19 protein-coding genes are annotated in these 19,047 nt (G+C 38.4%); 18 read left to right on the plus strand and 1 reads right to left on the minus strand.

Going from position 1 to position 19,047, the window contains the following annotated elements; genetic code table 11:
• The first annotated feature begins 310 nt into the window (after nt 1-310).
• The 5 genes from rbsK to J2Y03_RS03155 all read left to right on the plus strand — a co-directional run bounded on the left by rbsK (nt 311) and on the right by J2Y03_RS03155 (nt 4,489).
• Complete coding sequence (gene rbsK / locus J2Y03_RS03135) at nt 311-1,216, plus strand: ribokinase (protein WP_310190559.1); 906 nt, start codon at nt 311-313, stop codon at nt 1,214-1,216.
• A gap of 6 nt (nt 1,217-1,222) precedes the next feature.
• Nucleotides 1,223-2,134, plus strand: coding sequence for a nucleoside hydrolase (locus tag J2Y03_RS03140; RefSeq protein ID WP_310190562.1), 912 nt, complete (start codon nt 1,223-1,225; stop codon nt 2,132-2,134).
• A gap of 280 nt (nt 2,135-2,414) precedes the next feature.
• Nucleotides 2,415-3,122, plus strand: coding sequence for a DNA alkylation repair protein (locus tag J2Y03_RS03145; RefSeq protein ID WP_310190564.1), 708 nt, complete (start codon nt 2,415-2,417; stop codon nt 3,120-3,122).
• A gap of 780 nt (nt 3,123-3,902) precedes the next feature.
• Complete coding sequence (locus J2Y03_RS03150; protein ID WP_310190566.1) at nt 3,903-4,202, plus strand: DUF2089 family protein; 300 nt, start codon at nt 3,903-3,905, stop codon at nt 4,200-4,202.
• Nucleotides 4,202-4,489 carry a hypothetical protein gene (locus J2Y03_RS03155; RefSeq protein WP_310190567.1) on the plus strand — a complete coding sequence of 96 codons (288 nt, stop codon included), beginning with the start codon at nt 4,202-4,204 and terminating at the stop codon, nt 4,487-4,489. The genes J2Y03_RS03150 and J2Y03_RS03155 overlap by 1 nt, the downstream gene beginning before the upstream one ends.
• Nucleotides 4,490-4,599: 110 nt before the next feature.
• On the opposite strand, the gene J2Y03_RS03160 is transcribed toward J2Y03_RS03155, so the two are convergent.
• Nucleotides 4,600-5,511, minus strand: coding sequence for a LysR family transcriptional regulator (locus J2Y03_RS03160; RefSeq protein ID WP_132090265.1), 912 nt, complete (start codon nt 5,509-5,511; stop codon nt 4,600-4,602).
• A gap of 180 nt (nt 5,512-5,691) precedes the next feature.
• Between J2Y03_RS03160 and J2Y03_RS03165 the strand changes: the two genes are divergently transcribed.
• The 13 genes from J2Y03_RS03165 (at nt 5,692) to J2Y03_RS03225 (ending at nt 19,045) form a co-directional block, all read left to right on the plus strand.
• Nucleotides 5,692-6,102 carry an acyl-CoA thioesterase gene (locus J2Y03_RS03165; protein ID WP_310190570.1) on the plus strand — a complete coding sequence of 137 codons (411 nt, stop codon included), beginning with the start codon at nt 5,692-5,694 and terminating at the stop codon, nt 6,100-6,102.
• Between the two features lie 61 nt (nt 6,103-6,163).
• A complete protein-coding gene (locus J2Y03_RS03170) occupies nt 6,164-7,039 on the plus strand; it encodes a beta-keto acid cleavage family enzyme (RefSeq protein ID WP_310190573.1) in 876 nt (291 codons plus the stop codon).
• A 98-nt stretch (nt 7,040-7,137) separates the two neighbouring features.
• Nucleotides 7,138-7,899 (plus strand): cyclase family protein, encoded by a 762-nt coding sequence (locus J2Y03_RS03175; RefSeq protein ID WP_207909423.1) that lies wholly within the window; start codon nt 7,138-7,140, stop codon nt 7,897-7,899.
• Nucleotides 7,900-8,301: 402 nt separating this feature from the next.
• Nucleotides 8,302-9,219, plus strand: coding sequence for a LysR family transcriptional regulator (locus J2Y03_RS03180; RefSeq protein ID WP_310190577.1), 918 nt, complete (start codon nt 8,302-8,304; stop codon nt 9,217-9,219).
• Between the two features lie 264 nt (nt 9,220-9,483).
• On the plus strand, nt 9,484-10,299 hold the full coding sequence (gene hcaB, locus J2Y03_RS03185; RefSeq protein ID WP_310190579.1) for a 3-(cis-5,6-dihydroxycyclohexa-1,3-dien-1-yl)propanoate dehydrogenase: 816 nt from the start codon (nt 9,484-9,486) through the stop codon (nt 10,297-10,299).
• Nucleotides 10,300-10,384: 85 nt separating this feature from the next.
• On the plus strand, nt 10,385-11,728 hold the full coding sequence (locus J2Y03_RS03190; RefSeq protein ID WP_310190582.1) for an aromatic ring-hydroxylating oxygenase subunit alpha: 1,344 nt from the start codon (nt 10,385-10,387) through the stop codon (nt 11,726-11,728).
• 28 nt (nt 11,729-11,756) lie between these two features.
• Entirely contained in the window at nt 11,757-12,293 is a 537-nt protein-coding gene (locus J2Y03_RS03195; protein ID WP_310190585.1) for an aromatic-ring-hydroxylating dioxygenase subunit beta, read from the plus strand.
• A 113-nt stretch (nt 12,294-12,406) separates the two neighbouring features.
• Nucleotides 12,407-13,393 carry a VOC family protein gene (locus J2Y03_RS03200; RefSeq protein ID WP_310190588.1) on the plus strand — a complete coding sequence of 329 codons (987 nt, stop codon included), beginning with the start codon at nt 12,407-12,409 and terminating at the stop codon, nt 13,391-13,393.
• A 13-nt stretch (nt 13,394-13,406) separates the two neighbouring features.
• Nucleotides 13,407-14,306, plus strand: coding sequence for a VOC family protein (locus tag J2Y03_RS03205; protein ID WP_310190590.1), 900 nt, complete (start codon nt 13,407-13,409; stop codon nt 14,304-14,306).
• A gap of 124 nt (nt 14,307-14,430) precedes the next feature.
• A complete protein-coding gene (locus J2Y03_RS03210) occupies nt 14,431-15,564 on the plus strand; it encodes an FAD-dependent oxidoreductase (RefSeq protein WP_310190591.1) in 1,134 nt (377 codons plus the stop codon).
• A gap of 36 nt (nt 15,565-15,600) precedes the next feature.
• Complete coding sequence (locus tag J2Y03_RS03215; protein ID WP_310190593.1) at nt 15,601-16,842, plus strand: MFS transporter; 1,242 nt, start codon at nt 15,601-15,603, stop codon at nt 16,840-16,842.
• A gap of 170 nt (nt 16,843-17,012) precedes the next feature.
• Nucleotides 17,013-18,032: a dihydrodipicolinate synthase family protein gene (locus J2Y03_RS03220; RefSeq protein WP_310190595.1), complete on the plus strand. Its 1,020-nt coding sequence runs from the start codon at nt 17,013-17,015 to the stop codon at nt 18,030-18,032.
• 26 nt (nt 18,033-18,058) lie between these two features.
• Nucleotides 18,059-19,045 carry an ornithine cyclodeaminase family protein gene (locus J2Y03_RS03225; protein WP_310190597.1) on the plus strand — a complete coding sequence of 329 codons (987 nt, stop codon included), beginning with the start codon at nt 18,059-18,061 and terminating at the stop codon, nt 19,043-19,045.
• Nucleotides 19,046-19,047: the final 2 nt, after the last annotated feature.

Genomic DNA, 19,047 nt, shown 5'->3' on the forward strand with positions numbered 1-19,047 from the left:
TTAATTATTATAAAAATATGCCTTTTTTGCGAAAACAGCCATTCCTAAAGAGCAGTTACACCTATAGTCATGTCCATTAAATTGATAAATGTTTATTTTTAGAAAGGAATTTCTTCATATTAATGGGATAGAAAGTCACATGGATTTACAAATGAAAGCTTCTTTTGTGTATCAATCTACATTGGATTTTATCCAAACTGAAATGGCTATAAAGCAAGTAGAGGATCATTTTGTAAGGAACTAACATAATTAAACTTGTTTAGGAAATTTTAGTAGTAGGTTACAATTTAAAAAAGAGGGCGGTGATCATATGGCTGGTAGAAAAATAACGGTAATTGGAAGTATTAACATGGATTTAGTGACAAGTACCAACCAAATACCCAAGGTTGGTGAAACGGTGTTAGGTCAATCATTTCATACCATACCGGGTGGAAAGGGTGCTAATCAAGCGGTTGCTGCAGCTAGGCTTGGTGGAGATGTAACAATGATTGGTGCTGTGGGGGATGATTCTTTTGGTAACACGCTAGTAAATCATTTAACGAATCAAGGAATAAATACTGAAAATATCATGAAAGTGAAGGATACTTCCACAGGAATTGCTTCTATTATAGTATCGGAAGGAGACAACAGTATTATTGTCGTATCTGGAGCAAATAGCCATATAACTCCGGAGGTAATTGAAAAAAATGAAGATAAAATATTTGATAGCTATATTCTTTTGGTACAATTAGAAATTCCCCTTGAGAGTGTCATGAGAGCTGTAGAGCTTGCGAAAAAGCATGGGGTCCTGACGATTTTAAATCCGGCACCGATTCAAAAGCTTCCTAATGAATTAATAGAGATGGTGGATTATCTGACACCGAATGAACATGAACAGGCACTATTGTTTGCTTCACTAGAAGGGACGGAACAAGAATTAGAAAAGTTAAAGGAAAAGTGTATTGTAACAAAAGGGTCCAAAGGAGTTATGATTTATAAAAACGGCGGTAAAATAGAAATTCCAAGTATCCGCGTTGAAGCTGTGGATACAACAGGTGCGGGTGATTCATTCAATGGTGCATTGGCCTTTTCTTTGTGTGAAGGGGCAGAAATCGAAGAAGCCTGTCGGTTTGCCAATGTTGTTGGGGCAATCTCCGTTACGAAGCTAGGGGCACAAAGTGGAATGCCAACCAAAAAGGAAGTTAAAGAATTTTTACAAATACATAAAATGGAGTGAGCTTGAATGAAGCCAGTTATATTGGATGTGGATACGGGTATTGATGATGCACTGGCGATTGCCTATGCTTTGAACTCACCGGAGTTAGAGGTCATCGGTTTAACGACATGCTTTGGGAATGCCCCGATTGAATATACCACCCGTAATACATTAGTTGTTTTAGAGAAGCTTGGAAAAATGGTTCCTGTTTATGCTGGAGCAGATAAACAGTTAAAAGGTGGTTTAAAAAAATTCCCCACACATGTTCATGGGGAAGATGGTCTGGGTAACCAATATGATCGAGCTCCTGCCAGTGAAGCGGAGTCTGAGGGGGCAGTGGATTATATCATTCGCCAGGTGAAACAGCGCCCGCACGAGATGACGATTATTGCAGTTGGGCCGCTTACGAATCTTGCGCTTGCTGTTAAAAAGGATCCTGAAATCGTCTCTCTTGTAAAAGAGGTAGTCATCATGGGTGGTGCTGTCTTTACAGCTGGTAATGTCACCCCCTATAGCGAAGCAAATATAATAACCGACCCCGAAGCAGCGGATGTTGTGTTTTCATCAGGTCTGCCAGTAACGATTGTAGGGCTTGATGTTACGATGAAAACACTATTACCGAGTGCAAATTTAGATGATTGGCGGACCTTAGGTACCGATAATGCACATTTTTTTGCAGATATGACCAGTTTTTATATGAAATCATATGAAAGGTTCCACCCAGGTATTGGTGGCTGTGCCCTGCATGACCCACTAGCTGTAGGAGTCGTGATAGATCCTAGTTTCGTTAAGAAAGAAGAATGGAGTGTTAAGGTTGTCTTAGAAGGAGACGAGATTGGGAGAACAATTGCGCACGCTAAAGGTGGTCCGAAAATTCAAGTCTGCACTCAAGTAGAAGCAGAAAATTTTTTAAACCATTTTCTAAGTAGGATTTTTTAGAAGGCCAGCAGCCTAACTACCCATTCACCTTTGTTTTATTCATCGCTTTCTCATATAATAAAAATAAGACTTGGTTTGAAAAATGGTTCTGAAGTCGATGTAGAGACCTTATTTAAATAATGAAGAAGAAAAAGCCGGTCTAATTGATTGGCTTTTTAAGCATTTGCTAAATATTGGGGGATTGGTGCTCCAATAAAATACTAAAGCATGATTAGATAAAAAAGCAGGCTAGGTAGTTATAATGAAGTGTTATGAATTTTTAGAGAGGAAAGTGAAAACAATGGATTTCAATTTAGTAATGAAAGAACTAGAAGCGCTCGGCAAGGAACGAATCAAAAAGACATACATAAGCAATGGAGCAAATGAGCCGCTTTTTGGAGTGGCTACAGGCGCAATGAAGCCACTCTCAAAGATAATTAAGAAAGATCAGCCTTTGGCTGAGCAGCTTTACGCCACTGGGAACTACGATGCCATGTATTTTGCCGGTATTATTGCGGACCCAATGGCTATGTCGGAGGAAGATTTTGAGCGTTGGATCGATGGAGCGTATTTTTATATGCTGTCCGATTATGTGGTTGCCGTAACGTTGGCAGAAGCCGATATTGCACAAGTGGTAGCCGATAAATGGATCGCAAGCGGTGAAGAACTTAAAATGTCAGCAGGCTGGAGCTGTTACTGCTGGCTGTTGGGGAACCGTAAGGACAGTGAATTTAATGCAGACAAGCTTGCCAGTATGCTTAATCAGGTAGAAAATACGATTCACGAATCTCCAGAACGAACGAAATCCGCTATGAATAATTTCATCTACACAGTCGCGATTTCATATGTGCCACTCCATGAAATGGCAGTTGAAACGGCTAAAGCAGTTGGCCCAGTTGAAATGAAGCGGGGCAAGAAAAAAAGCAGCATTCTGCAAGCCTTCGAAAATATTCAAAAGGAACTAGATAGAGGAAAGCTTGGTTTCAAACGCAAATATGTAAGGTGTTAGTATTGATTTCTTCAAAGAAAGAAACATGATAAATTGAAGAAAACGTATAGGTTTAGGAGAGGGATGGAATGAATCTGTATAGAAATGAGTCAATGACCATAGATGATTATTTTAAATTCGAGAGAAGTCAGAACATCGTTTAAAGTATATTGAAGGTTAGGTCCATATTTCACCATCTCCCTCGACAAAACATCAAAGAATTTCTAGAACTTCTTATTAAACTTGGAAATTTTCTTGAAGGAAATTAGCCTATGCAATGAACCAGGTGGAAACGGTGTGGAACTTTATGGGGACCCTGGATACCTTATCTTTAATCCAGATTGGAAACCAGTTAAGTGGACGAAAGATGAAGTAGAGAAAGCCATCATGTTCTTTGGTCTCCCTTACTGAATCTTTCTTTAAAAAAGGAACTCCAGAAGGTAAAACCTTCTTTTTCAACAAAATACGATTGCTAAACTAAAGGCACATTCCAAACGAGAGGATTATTTTAAAAACTCACAAATGTTGGTATATCAATATTTGTGAGTTTTTTTGTATGGATCGTCCTACGTAATCTGGAAATTTTCCTGCCCCTTAAGTTAATAAATTGCTCTCACGTAAATATTTTCCCTCTCTCGGATTTTTAAGCTATTTGAGCAACTTAATTCAAAATAGAATGTTTTTGTTTTATTAATAATTAAACAAAAGTTAAATATTTTATTAAATAAAATTAAGTTTTTATTTAATATTATTAAAGAATATGTTAAACTAATATTAATTAAAGTGAAAGGAGGGGTGACTGTGGATATTAACAATATTCCAAACTGGATTTTAGCTCTGGAAAATGAAGATTTAGAGTTTGTTAAAAACTTAGTACTTCATTCAGGTTCTTTAAAAGAGATTGCAAAGGTTTATGAGGTATCATACCCAACAGTAAGACTTAAACTTGATCGATTAATCGATAAAATAAAAATGAATGATGTCGTAGAAAATGAGGAATTTATTAAATTTATCAAGGGCCTGTCAATTGATGATCGCATAAGTGTAGAAGATGCAAAATTGATTATTGAAAAATATAAAAAAGAAAGGGATGAGAAGTAATGTCATTTGATTTTTATGGGGTTTTTATTAGTGCTGCTATTTTAGCTGTTCAATTCTTCTTTTCTACAAGGAACAATATCTTTTGGGGAGCAATTTTACCAGTAGCGTATATTGTATTTTTGACATGGCAGTTTGTAATGAATCGTATTGAAAGTACTATGGGCTTTATCCTCTATCTATTTTTAGGGGTACTTTTCCTATGTGCAGAATGGAATGGAGGTAGAAAGTATCTTCGTGAGAAAAGAAAAAAGGAATTGGATAAAATGAGAACCCACGACATGAAATAAATGGACTGAAAGCCGTCGGAAAATAAGATATGGACTTTCCTCATACTCAAAGATTGCTCAAAAACCTGTATTAATATTGGCTATAGGGACACTACTCGACAGCATCCACTTTAACCCTGACCCAATTTATGTTTCAATCCCTGAATAAATTCTCTTGTTACAATGGGTACATGCTTTGTTTTTGGCAAGACACTGATTAAATACGAAGTACTATAATCAGTGTCTGTATCCACATATGGAATTGGGACAATATTTCCGTTTAGCACCATTGCGTCATTCCTTATCCAATATTCTGTAAAGATTCCCGTTGCGATGTTGCTAGCAATTAGTTGTTTGATAACGTCGTGATTATTTGAATATAAAACCACGTTGCCTTCGCCGTAATCTAAAAATAATTTGTTCCAAAATCTTTCTGCAAATTTTTCATTTCGAATCACTAATGGTTGTCGTATCAATTCATCAGGACCTATTGTCTTGTTATATGCTAATGTGGAATGTTTGCTAACACAAACCATTACGTTTGATTGCAAGAGCACTTCCAGCGAGATTCTAGGATCATCCACCCTAAGCGTTTCATCCGTTCCTAAAACGAGACCAATATCAAAAAGGTTATTTTTCATTGCTTCAATAATATTATGAGTTTCGTTTTCTTGGATTTCAATTTGTACTTTAGGAAAATCCTTTCTAAAAGAATGAATAAGGTCTGGAAGAAAGGTTGAAAAATAAATCGAAGAAGCTGCTATTTTTAATTCCCCTTTAAGCATTGTATGCTCCTGTCCAAGGTTTCTCATTTCGATTAATTTGCTTACTATCTCAAGAGACAGTTTAATGACTGCTTTTCCCTCTTCAGTACATATACTTCCCGAACGTGACCTTTTAAATATTTTAAGACCTAGTTCCGATTCCAAGCTGGTAATGGCTTGACTAATAGCAGAATGGGATACATGCAGCTTTTCGGCTGCTTTTGCAATCGTTCCTTGCTCTGAAACTTCTATTATATAGTGAAGATGGTCGGTATTCATATTTCATTTCCCTCGCTTAGAAATTCACTTGATATCTTCATTGTAAGTTTTTCTTACTATATTGTAAATATTCTTAACTTTATCTTTATTAAGAATTAACATACTATTTAAATAAGAAGTTTGGATGTTCTCCAAATGAAATCTTAATCCTAGTATTAAAGTGAGGTGAAAATAGCTCAAATGATTACAAAAAAAGTTCGCATTCAATTTGTAGACACAGACATGTCAGAACGTATTCATTACAGTTCAATCTTTCGTTACTTTGAAATCATGGATCACGACTTTTTTAGACGTATTGGTTATCCATACAAGAAAATCTTTACATTAGGTTTGGATATGCCGCGGGTACATGTAGAGTGCAGCTATTTAGGAAATATTCGATACGATGATGAACTAGAGGTTCAAGCTACTATTGCAAAGGTTGGAAATTCATCCTATACTTTACAATTTTGTTTTTACAATAAAGATGAATTGGTTGCGAAAGGTCGTTTGACAAATGTGTTTATTGACACTTCAACAGGTAAATCAGTAAAGATACCAGAGTTTATCAAAGAAGAATTATTAAAGCATCTAAATCCAGTTTCCGTCTAATTTAAAAGTAGGATAGCAAACTACTAAACTTTGAGTTTTAAAAATAAGGAGGATTTTCATTATGGCAAAAAGAAAAATTATTGTTACGGTTGCACCAACTAGCAACTTCCACGGAAAAGAAGCAAATGCTGCACTTCCAGAGCAGCCAAAAGAAATTGCGGAAGAGGTTTACTGTTGTTTAAATGCGGGAGCTTCGATTGCTCATATTCACGCCAGAGATATAAATGGAAGACCAACCAATGATGTGAATGTTTTTAAGGAGATTAAGGCTGAAGTTACTGCAAAAAGTAATATCATTACCCAATTTAGTACAGCTCCTGCCATGGTTCCAGAAAGCCATATTGATGACGGCTTACAAGTATTAGAAGCTGAGCCAGAAATGGCTTCACTTGATTGTGGATTAATGCAGGCGTATACTCCAAATTTTATTAAACCTACTTTATGGGACCGCGATTGGCTGACAAATGCGGCAAAAATCATGAAGGAACGTAATATTAAACCTGAATTGGAAATCTTTAACCATGCACAGCTTGAAGATGTGGTAAATATTTTTATGCCAATGGGCTTATTCGATGCTCCAGCTTCCTTTAACTTTGTTTTTGGAATGCAGAAGATCAATCAGGGATCCATTCAATTTAGTATGGAAAACTTAACCCACATGGTTCGAAAATTACCTTCCGGTGTATTCTTTGGGGCAATGGGAATTGCGCAACAGCAGCATCAAGCGACGATTGCATCCCTTCTACTTGGCGGGAATGTCCGTGTAGGATTTGAAGATAACATTTATTATAGAAAAGGTGAACTTGCAAAGAGCAACGCGCAGCTTGTTGAGAGAATCGTAGGCATTGCCACTGACTTAGGCTACGAGATTGCGTCTCCTGATGAAGCAAGGGAAATGTTAGGAATTAAAAAGGTAGAAGCGACAAAGAGTATTTAACTTCAAGCCAGGGGGACGGTTCTGTTGGTCTTCACTAACGTCATAAAAAAGCCAAGAGAACCGTCCCTTTAGTTTTTTGGAATCTAGGAGGAATCAAGTTGAAATTTTTCGATTTAAGTGTTTATTGGGAAGCGAACCCTATGGCAGAACCATGGCCACCCAAGGTTGAATTTTCAAATAGCGCTGAAGAAGCGGTAAAACTAGCAAATAAGCTTGATATACAACCTGCTGATTTTCAAGATGGCTTAGCTCTAGCTGTAGAGAGTGTCAGTGCGGAAGTCTTTACTCATATTGGAACCCATTGTGATGCTCCTATTCACTTTGGTCCGATTACCGAAGGGAAACCATCTCGCACCATTGACCAACTGCCTCTTGAGGAATTCTATGGTGACGGTGTTATTTTAGATATGCGTCATAAAGAACCAAGAAGTGGGATCACGGTTGAAGATGTACAGAAGGCACTTGCTGATATGGAATACAGTATTAAACCTAAAGACATCGTACTGATCATGACCGGATATGATAAGCATATCTATGATGAAAAGTACCTTAAGGATCAGCCAGGTATGACGGGAGAGGCAACGGAATGGCTGATTGATCAAGGTGTTAAGCTCATGGGTATTGATGCCTACACATTTGATCGTCCATTTGGAGCAATGGTAGAGGATGTAAAAGCCGGAAACAAGAGTGCTTTGTTCCCAGCCCATTTTATCGGACGTAAAAAAGAGTATTACCATATTGAGAAACTAGGCAATCTTGACAAGGTTCCTGTAAAGCATGGTTTTACCTTTTGCGCTTTTCCTATTAAAGTCAAAGGCGGCACAGCTGGTTCTGTACGTGCAGTAGCAATGGTTGACTAAATATATGTATTAGGCATGTTTCTATCGAAGGGATGACAATGAATTCAATTGTTGTCCTAATTTTTTGAGTCAAAATTATAGAGTGAAAATGGTGAAATTATACAAAGTTGAAATTATCCTTAGAATAATATTATTCTATTCTATTAAACATTACTTCATAAGAATAACCTTGAATGCCTATATAATACTATTTCATATCATTATGTTTCATGAACAATCTATCATTACTTTGGAATAATAGTATGCGAATTTTAGTGCAAGAGACCATTGATAAACAAAATTAATAATTGATTAAAAATTCTGAAATAACGTTTGAGAGAACCTTACTGTTCCAATATAATGTAGATTAGCAGGGGTTTAACCCAAAAAAGGCTACTAAACGATGGATAGGTGGAGGTTGTTATGGAAATTAGGCAATTGCGTTATTTCATTTCCGTTGCGGAACATTTGAATTTTACACAGGCAGCCAAAAGACTTTTTGTAGCACAGCCAGCTGTGAGCCAACAAATTGCTAGTTTAGAAAAAGAATTAGGTCTCAAACTCTTTGTTCGTGATAAGCATTCTGTTCAATTGACTCCTGCTGGAAAAGTTTTTTTACATGATGCCATTGAGATGTTAAACAGATCCGAAGAAGCGATTAACAAAGCAAAAAAGGCTGCAATTGGTGAAGTTGGACAATTGAATATTGGTTTTTTATATGCCACAGTTAAAAATTTCTTGCCTGCACTTGTAAGGGATTTTAAAGAAAAATACCCCCATGTTCAATTTAGCTTTAATCATTATCAAACGGCACAAATTATTGAAAAACTTAGAAAAGACGAGGTCGATATTGCCTTTACTTTGTCTTTTAGACCTGAAGATATGGCCGAATGGGAATACAAAACATTAGTTTCACAACCTTATGGTGTGTTTATGAACAAAAGCCATCGTCTTGCCAGTAGAAATTGCATCCCAATCATTGAGTTAGCACATGAACCTCTTGTTATGCTTGATAGAAAAGAAGCGCATCATGGATATGACCATTTAATTACACTCTTTTCTAACCACGGGTTGATACCGAATATTACCACCCAAACGCAGCGGATCGAAACCGTATTAATGCTCGTTGAAGCAGGATTAGGTGTAGCCGTACTCCCTAAGCATCTTGGAGTATATGCCAATCCCTCTCTTCGGTTTATAGAGATTGAAGAGTGGCAGCACACCGTTGAGATTGTGGTTGCATGGAAGAAGACAAATTCAAATCCATCCATTCCATTATTTTTGACTGAACTGGATTCACTAAATTTTAAAGAAGTTCAGAATAATATAGGGCTTGTTTGATAAGCATTCAAAAAAGTAACGGAATATAAGACAAGCCTCTTGTACTCTAAGTTTCTTTATATAAACCAATTATATTAACAATCAGTTGGTAATAAGTCGTGCTTATAACGGAGATAAATTTCAGATATTTCAATTTATTAGAACTTTCAAATAGAATGTTAATATGAAAGCGGTTCCCACGTTGAATAATAATTTGAGAGAAATGAATCTTTATTGATATATTTCTCATTAGATTTAATGGGTACAAAAAGGGGTTGAAAATGGATGGGATGGTTAGAAGGGAAAGTAGCATTAATCACCGGAGGAGGCTCAGGCATCGGCAGAGCGCTAATTGAACGGTTTATTGATGAGGGTGCTAGTATTGGAGTTTTAGAACGATCAGAAGAAAAAGTAAAAGAACTACAAGAGCAGTTTGGTAAAAAGGTTGTTGTGGTTCAAGGGGATGTAACGCTGCTCGAGGATAATGAAAGAGCGGTAGCTGAAACGGTTCGAGTGTTTGGTAAGATTGATACTTTTATCGGTAACGCAGGTATCTTCGATTACTTTGTGAGCTTACTAGATTTGCCAAAGGAGAAGCTTGATACATCATTTGATGAGCTTTTTGGTGTAAATGTAAAAGGGCCACTTTACGGTGCGAAAGCTGTTCTTCCTGAATTACTTAAAACACAAGGAAATATCATTTTCACTGTATCGAATGCAGGATTTTACCCTGCAGGCGGAGGCCCGCTTTACACGGCATCCAAACATGCTGTGGTAGGGCTGGTGCGAGAATTAGCATATGAACTATCACCGAAAATTCGTGTCAATGGAGTTGCTCCTGGTGGTACACTTACTGATCTAAGAGGGCCATCTGCATTAGGTCAAGAAAAACAAACGCAATCAAAAGTAGATAACATAAAAGATTTAATGAAGACAACAAACCCATTACATGTCGTACCTTCTCCTAAACAACATACAAGTGCATATGTCTTGCTGGCTTCTAACAAGGATTCAATGGCGATGACAGGTGTTATCATCAATAGTGACGGCGGGCTAGGTGTACGGGGATTCCATTCTGCTGCAGGTGGAGAACATCTTTAAAATATTGAAAGCGATTTCGTGCTAAGTTCTTTATTATTTTGGATTCATTACTTATCATAAAAAATTTAAAAAGGGGTTGTTTCTATTGATCAATAAGACTCTTAAAGAAACACAGCTCAGTGACGGCACAAAAATTAGTGATCTAGTGGATGCTGAAAAAGGAATTATCTCACCAAGAATATTTTCAGACCAAGAGATTTACGAACTTGAACAGGAAAAAATATTTTCAAAGGTCTGGAATTTTGTCGCCCATGAAACTGAAATCCCAAACCAAGGTGATTATGTTACACGATTTGTTGCCAATGATCCTGTCATAGTTGTTCGTGAAGCTGAAAATAAAATCAATGTTTTATTAAATGTTTGTATGCATAAAGGGATGCACCTTTGCCGTACTGACGCAGGGAATACGAAAAACTTCCGTTGCATTTACCATGGCTGGACATACAAGTCTGATGGGACCTTAATGGGAGCACCTGCAGCGAAAGAAGCTTATAAAGGCGCTTTTGACAAAAATCAATTTAAATTGGTTAACGCTCGAGTAGAAAGATACGCAGGCCTAATTTTCGCCACATTTAATCAAGATGCTCCATCGTTAGATGAATATCTTGGAGATATGAAATGGTATATCGACTTGTACTTCAATCGAACACCGCTAGGGATGGAAGTCCTTGGGGAACCAGCACGGTGGATTATCAAAGCAAACTGGAAATCTGCTGCTGACAATTTTGCTTCAGATTCTTATCACACTGTAATGACGCATTACTCTGGAGTGGAGTTAGGTCAGTTGCCACCGAATCCTATGTTTGCGAGCTTTGGTGTGCAAGTTGCTATGGAAAATGGCCATGGTATTGGGGTTATTGGTGCTCCACCTAATATTCCGTTACCTGAGTATTTAGCTTTACCGCAGGAAATTGTCGAAGCAGCACAGGCCAAGCTGACAGAACCACAGTTGGAAGCGTTAAGAAGATCGAACTTTGTTCCTGGAAATGTATTTCCAAATTTTTCTTTGCTAAATGTTATGCAGCTTCCAGGCTTAGAAGAAAACGAATATCCCATTCCATTTATGTCAATGCGTGTATGGCAGCCGAAAGGTCCAAATGAATTTGAACTTCTCAGCTGGTTCTTAGTTGAAAAAGAAGCACCTCAAGAGTTTAAAGAGGCAAGCAGAGACAATTATATTCGTAATTTTGGTGCGAGTGGAATGTTTGAGGCGGATGATGCGGAAGTATGGAGTGGTATTGCCAGGGTTACTAAAGGCGTAACGGCGAAAAAAGAATTAAAACTTCATTATATTATGGGATTGGACGCAGAACATGAACCAGGAAATTGGCCAGGACCAGGGAAAAAAATTGCTCAAACCACCTATACCGAGCAAAATTCACGTAATTTCTTCGGCTACTGGGCGAAATTGATGTCAGAGGAATCTTAAAATACGAATGGCAATAGGAGGGAAAGAAATGAGCGGTCAAGTTAAACCGACAAGTCTGTTTATTAATTTTAATGATCCTATCTATCTCGAAATCTATGGTTTTTTATTAACAGAAGCGGCGTTGTTAGATGGGAATCAATTCAGGGAATGGACAACTTTGTTAAGTGAAGAATTACAGTATATCATGCCAGTCCGGTCTACACGTGAGAACTTTATTAAATCCCATTTTTCAAAAGAGATGTTTCATTTTAATGAAAACTATAAATCGATGATCTTACGTGTTAGACGTATGGAAACGAACTATGCATGGGCCGAAGACCCAGCCTCAAGAGCACGCCGATTCATTACAAATGTTCGTGTTTCAAGATTGGATGATAACCGATTTGATGTGAAGAGTTATATCCTGATGACGCGGAACCGGCTTGAAGCGGTAGAATATCAACTCCTTTCAGCTGAGCGCTGCGATATTATTGAAAAAACAGAAGATGGGTTGAAATTGGTGAAACGTGAAATTTTTGCTGATTCTACGATTATCGGCATGAAAAATCTACAACTCTTCCTTTAAAACAAGCTTTTTAAAATAATGATAACTTCATCCTATCTGAGCTGCAACATCCTAGGATGAAGCTTGGATAGGATGAAACATACGATAAAATTTAGAGCAAGGAGAGTGTCAGAATGGGTAATTCTATTGCGAGAAAACCTTTACTAGGAACCAATGATATCAATCAAATTGCATTTGTTTTCAAAGATATTGAAAAAGCTTCACTATCTTTTGCAAAACTGCTTGGTACTACGGTTCCTCAATATTTTACGGCTGCACCACAGGAATATTCACAGGTTACATATTATGGGGAACCTACTCCAGCCAGAAACAAATTAGCCTTTTTTGAAACTCCGGGAGTTCAGGTTGAACTAATTGAGCCGGATTCAGTAGCTAACCTAATGCGGGAGTGTCTAGACAAAGGGGAAGGCTTTAATCACATTGCCTTTGACATCGATAAGATTTCATCAACGCTTGAAACCATGGAGGAAAAATATCGAGTCGCACAAACTGGCGAGTTTTATCCTGATAAGGGTCGATATGCATTCCTTGATACATGTGAGAAGTATAAAACGTATATAGAATTGTTGGAGCATGAGGGGCAAAAACGAGATGAACCACTTTCTCCGCTGACAGGCGACAGCCAATATGAAGGAAAACCGTTACTGGGGACAAACAAAATTGCCCAAATTGCTTTTGTTGTACGTGATGTAAAAGAAGCCCAAAAGGCTTGGTGTAAAATGCTTGGAGTGGAGCCAACAACCATCTTCCATTCAGGTTTTGAAGGTGCGAATAAAGTGTCGATATACGATGGGCGTCCTTCGGAAGGAAGAAGTCACTTTACTTTCATTCAAACACCACGGATTCAAGTTGAATTAGTACAGCCGGACAGCGCTTCACCAAGCACATGGCTGGATCACTTAGAAAAACATGGTGAAGGTTTACACCATATAGCATTCTTCGTGGACAGTGTAAAGGAGAAACGAGATTTATTGAACGAGCTAGGTTTTCCAACGCTTCAAGAAGGACTTTTTTACGATGGCTCTGGTAAATACGCGTATATGGATACGACATCTGAATTTTCAGTGATAATCGAACTACTAGAAATGTTCAATGAATAAGGAGGAATAAAAGATGGCAATTGAAAAATTGGCCCATGCCGAGCTTAGGGTACCCGATATTGCAGCGGCTATTGATTATAATGTCAATGTGTTCGGACTTAGAGAAATGGGGAGAGTTGGGGAAACGATCTATCTTGGATGTGGATTTGATAATAACTATGATTTAGCGTTAACACCAGGTGGAACAGGAATTGCCCATTTTGCTTATCAGGTAAGAAACGAAGATGATTTGAAATATTATAAGAAACGCCTTCAAGACCATGGAATTAGAGTGGAAGAGCGTACTGATGCGGAGCCTAGTGAAAAGAAATGTATTGCTTTTGATCTGCCTGCTACGAGAGTTCCTATTCGCATGGAATTGATTACAGTAGAGGATCGTCCAGCCTATTTTAATCCAGCCTCTAGTCCATATCGAACCTTAAAAGGAGTGGGACCTCATGACCTCGATCACCTTGGTCTTAAGGTGCAGGATCCAAAAGAACTAGCGATATTTTTAGAAAAGGTATTGGATTTTAAAATGTCGGATATCTTCATGCCAGCGCCAGGCGTTTATGGTGCTGTATGGTCTCGTGTACAGGAATACCATCACGATTTAGCGTTTATGGGTGGTGTTGGTGGCCCGACTGAATCGTTAGATCATATTGCCTTCTATTTTGAAAATATCGACCATATGAAAAGAGCTTTAGATATGCTCGCACTGCATGATTTGAAACTCGAATTCGGAGTAGGAAGACATGCGCTCGGTGCGAATCTCTATGCGTATTATTGGGCTTGTGGAAATCGCTACGAATTAAGTGCCGAAATGCCGCGAGTGGTAGATGATAGTGCAGAAACCATCATATGGAATGATATCAAAAAGTCAATGAGTTCATGGGGTATCCAGATGCCAGAATCGTTTAAAGTCGGATCTTAATACTCAATGTACTTTCTTACATCAGTGCCTAAGGAAATATCATTCAAATATTCGCTTAGGCACTTTTTACGAGAATTATTTTCTTAAAATTCTGAATTTTATATATTGAATAGGAGGATTAGAAATGATTGAATCTGTTAAGAACGTTTTGATAGTTGGTGGGGGTATCAGTGGATTAACGGCAGCGATTGCACTGGAAAAAGCAGGGGTTAAAACGGAAATTGTAGAGTTAAAAGAAGAGTGGAATGTCTATGGTGTTGGTATTTTTCAACCGCCAAATGCACTTCGAGCGTTGAATGAAATTGGTGTGGCACAAAAATGTATTCAGCAAGGATACTCTTTCTCGGGTACAGCTTTTTGCGATGTAAATGGTAATCAATTCACAGCCCCGAATAATCCTAAAATTGATGGGTATCCAGGTTTAAATATCATTTCTAGAAGAACCTTACATGAAATTCTTTTAGAGGAAGCAGAGACATGTGGTGTCAAGATTCGAATGGGAGAAACAGTGGAGGAGATTGACAATCAGGAAAGTCATGTAAATGTGAAGTTGACGGATGGAAGTACTCTTACAGTTGACTTGGTAATCGGGGCAGACGGAGTTTATTCAAAGGTCCGGAGTTTGCTGTTTGGAAAAGTTGAACATGAGTACGTTGGGCAAGCATGTTGGAGGTATGAACTTCCACGTCCAAAGGAATTAACGAACAGTGTTTTGTATTATGGAAAGAAGGCAAAAGCCGGATTGGTTCCGATGTCAGAAGAAAAAATGTACCTTCTCTTAATGTCCGCAGAACCTGGAAATCCAAGGATGCCTGAAGATCGGATGCATGAATTATTACGTGACAGACTCCAAGAATTCGGAGGAATGGTTGCGGAGGCACGGGAGCTCATAACAGATCCTGCTGCAGTTGTGTATCGACCGATTTTTAGCTTTATCATGCCTTCGCCATGGTACAAAGGTCGGACTTTATTGGTAGGGGATGCTGCCCATGCTTCTACGCCGCATCTTGGTCAAGGGGCTTCCATTGCCATTGAAGATGTTATTGTGTTAGCTGAACTTTTGGAAAAAGAGTCTGATGTCCAACAGGTGTTACAAGCTTTTATGGAAAGACGTTTCGAACGCTGCCGACTTCTTGTAGATAGTTCACACCAATTGGTTAAATGGGAACTTATGGAGTGGGAAGGGCAATCTCTTGATGATGTGAATCCAGGGAAATTTTCACATTTCATTTTCGAAAAAATGAACGAAGCTATTTAATTCAAATAACAAAAATTATCTTAAGGGGTGTTTTATTTGGAAAAAAGAAAGTTTTGGACGTATGAAAATAAGATAGTGGCACTATTTTTCTTCTCAGTAGGATTTGTCTTCTTTGATCGACTAGCAATTAATTACCTGATTCCTTTTATTCAGGAGGATTTTACACTAACCAATACCCAAATCGGATTAATTGGTTCGGCGTTAGCGATTACGTGGGCAATCTCTGGACCATTGGGGGGCTATCTGTCCGATAAGGTTAAAAGTAAAAAAGCGCTCTTAGCTTTTTTCGTTCTTGGTTTTTCTCTCGTGTCTTTATTGCATGGATTAGCAGCGTCTTTTGTTACTCTGTTTGTTTTACGATTGATTATGGGTGTGGTCGAAGGTCCAATCACACCGATTACACAATCCATTTTGGCAGTTGAATCTTCAGAGAAGCGTCGTGGTTTCAACATGGGTCTTACGATGAATACAGGAAATGCTATTTTTGGTAGTTTTCTAGCACCACTTGTCATTGTGGCATTGGCAAATGTGTTTGATTGGCATACGGCTTTTTATTTGACCATCATCCCGGGTATCATTTTAGCTATTTTTATTCAAAAGACTTTGAGAAATCCGCAAAAAACGGTAGATGCAAACAAGTCTACTGCTGCTTCAACTAAGAAAGTGAGCTTTAAAGAAGTAATCAAACACCGAAATATCTGGTTATCAATCATAGTTTTCAGCTTTTTCTTGATTTATGTTATGGCTTTCAATATCTTTGGTCCAGTCTTCCTTGTTAACGTTAAAGGCATGTCCCCGGGCTCAATGAGCTTAGTTATGGCTGCTTTTGGAGCAGGGTTCGCCATCTTTGGAATTTTAGTTCCGATCATTTCAGATCGCATTGGACGGAAACAGGCAACACTCATTTTTGGAATACTTTCCGGATTTACACCACTTGTCGTCCTATATGTGGACTCCATGGCGTTAATTCTTGCTTTAGTTTTTCTATTTTCATCAGGTATGGGTGTAGGGTCATTGGTGATGTCTACCATTCCAGCTGAATCAGTTCCAGTCCAATATGCTGGTGCTGCTGTAGGATTGGTAATTGGTATTGGGGAACTCTTTGGCGGCTTTCTTAACCCAATGTTAAGTGGTATGGCTGCTGATACTTGGGGTCTTGCAGCTCCGCTAATTATTAGCTCTTGTGCTGCATTTTTATCTTTTGCTTTCTCGCTATTTCTCCGTGAAACAGCACCAGTTAAGGTTCGGGTAAACGCAGAAATAGAAACGGTTATATAAGAACAAGGTCTCTCTTTCCGAAGAGAGACTTTTTTTCTAACGTATTCTTTATTGTAATAAGCAATCTTTATCACTGACATAATATTTAGGTATTTCAAATTATTACAAAAATTAAGTAGTATAACATTATAAAGCGTTTACAAAAACATGATTAAGGGAGAGAAGAAAAAGTGGCAAATTATACACGATTAGAAGCTAGACAATGGGCGAAGGAAAATCTACACGGACTTGCAAATGTGGTCATTCCTTCATTTACACAGGATCTATCACGTTTAAACGAAAAAGGCATCCGACATGATATTCGAAGAAATATTGAGTTAGGATTTACCGGGACACTTCTTGTGGCAGAAACGGCTACTACTCTTGAAGAATATATCGAATTTACAAAGATTTCCGTAGACGAGGCGAAAGGGAACATCAAAATTATCCACCATGCGAGTTTTAATACGCTGAAAGAGAACATTCAAGCAGTTAAATTGGCTGAAGAAGCTGGTGCTGAACTAGTCCTGCTTTCATACCCTGCAAATTTTTATCCGAAGGACAGCCAGGAAATCTATGAATATACGAAAAACTTTGCTGAAGCTACAAACTTAGGAATTATCCTTTTCCCTGTTCCACTATGGAACTTTGAACGCCTGCACCCTGCAGCCATTGATCCAAAAATTATTAGACAACTTCTTAATGATGTTCCGAATATTGTTGCCATCAAAGCAGAAGGCGGAATGCCATTAGTTGCCGGTTTCACACAATGTTATCAGCTATTTAAAGATGAAGTCATTGTAATGACACCTTTAGAAAAAGACGCCTTTGCAATAGGTAACTTAGTACCAATCCAATGGATGGCTACTAGTAACTATGAAATGTATGGTGATGTGTTACCAAAACTATTTAACTTAATGCAAGAAGGAAAATTTGAAGAAGTATATGAACAATATTGGAAATTACAGCCTGCTAGATCAACCATTGGAAAATTCATGGCCTCATCGGACGGTGCCGGTTTAGTGAATCGGATGCTTTGGAAATATGCAGCTTGGCTGAACGGCTTTAATGGCGGACCATTACGCCAGCCAACCATGAAAGTTAACCAAGCGCAAATGAGTGCTATCCGTCAAGCTCTTATCAAATCAGGAATTGAAGTAACGAACGATGATGATAGTCAATTCTTCATCGGCCGCAATCCAGAATTATAAACAAAAATCTTACCGGGGTGAATCTTATGACACTGATTTTAAATTTGAAAGATGTTGAGCAGGCCATCAACATGCGAACGATCATTGACCAAATTGAGAAAGGGCTTGTGGAAGAATATAACGGCGGTGTGATCATGCCGCCGCGAATGAATATGGCAACAAATAACCAAGGCTTTTTCCGATTAATGCCGGCTGTAATGAATGAAAGCGGCTATATGGGCTTTAAAGCATTTTTTAAAAGTGGAGGTCAAGTTCGATACCTAATTGGAATCATTGATCAGAAAGAAAACAATTTAGAGGCGATGATGGATTCCTCTTATTTAACAGCCGTTCGAACAGGTGCTACTACTGGATTAGCGACCAAATATTTGGCTAGAGAAAATGCTAGGACAGTTGGCGTGATTGGTTCAGGTCTTGAGGCTCGTACAAATCTCGAGGCAGTGTGTGCGGTAAGGGATATTGAATACGTAAGAGTATTTAGTCCGAATCCACAACGCAGGGAACTTTTTGCGGCTGAAATGAGCGAAAAGCTTGGCATACAAGTGAAAGCCGTCGCTTCACCGTTTATGGCAGTGGAAGGTGCAGACATTGTGAATGTATGTACCAATACGTCTACAAAAGGAAACGGTGTTGCTTTTGAAGGCAAATGGATGAATAGAAGTATGCATGTAAATTCGATTGGGTCAACGATGCCTAGCATGCGAGAAATCGATACAGATTCATTTGAAAAAGCGGATGGCATTGTGATCGATACCATCCATCTTGAAAACGAATCCGGTGATGTATTGCAGGCAATCAAAGCGGGTCAATATGATCGCTCAAAAGTTGTCGAGCTGAAAGAGCTGGTAGCAGGGAAAAAAGTTCGTCTCCATGATGAACAAATTACCCTTTTCAAATCCGTCGGAACAGCGGTTCAGGATATCATGGCTGCTCGTGCTGTATATGAGGAAGCCAAGAAGCTTGGTGTAGGTACCGATGTTGGCGAGTTTTTGGAAGCGAAACTGTTTAACTAAAA

Origin of the sequence: Neobacillus niacini, from assembly GCF_031457145.1 — a bacterium.
GTDB classification, from domain to species: domain Bacteria; phylum Bacillota; class Bacilli; order Bacillales; family Cytobacillaceae; genus Neobacillus; species Neobacillus niacini_J.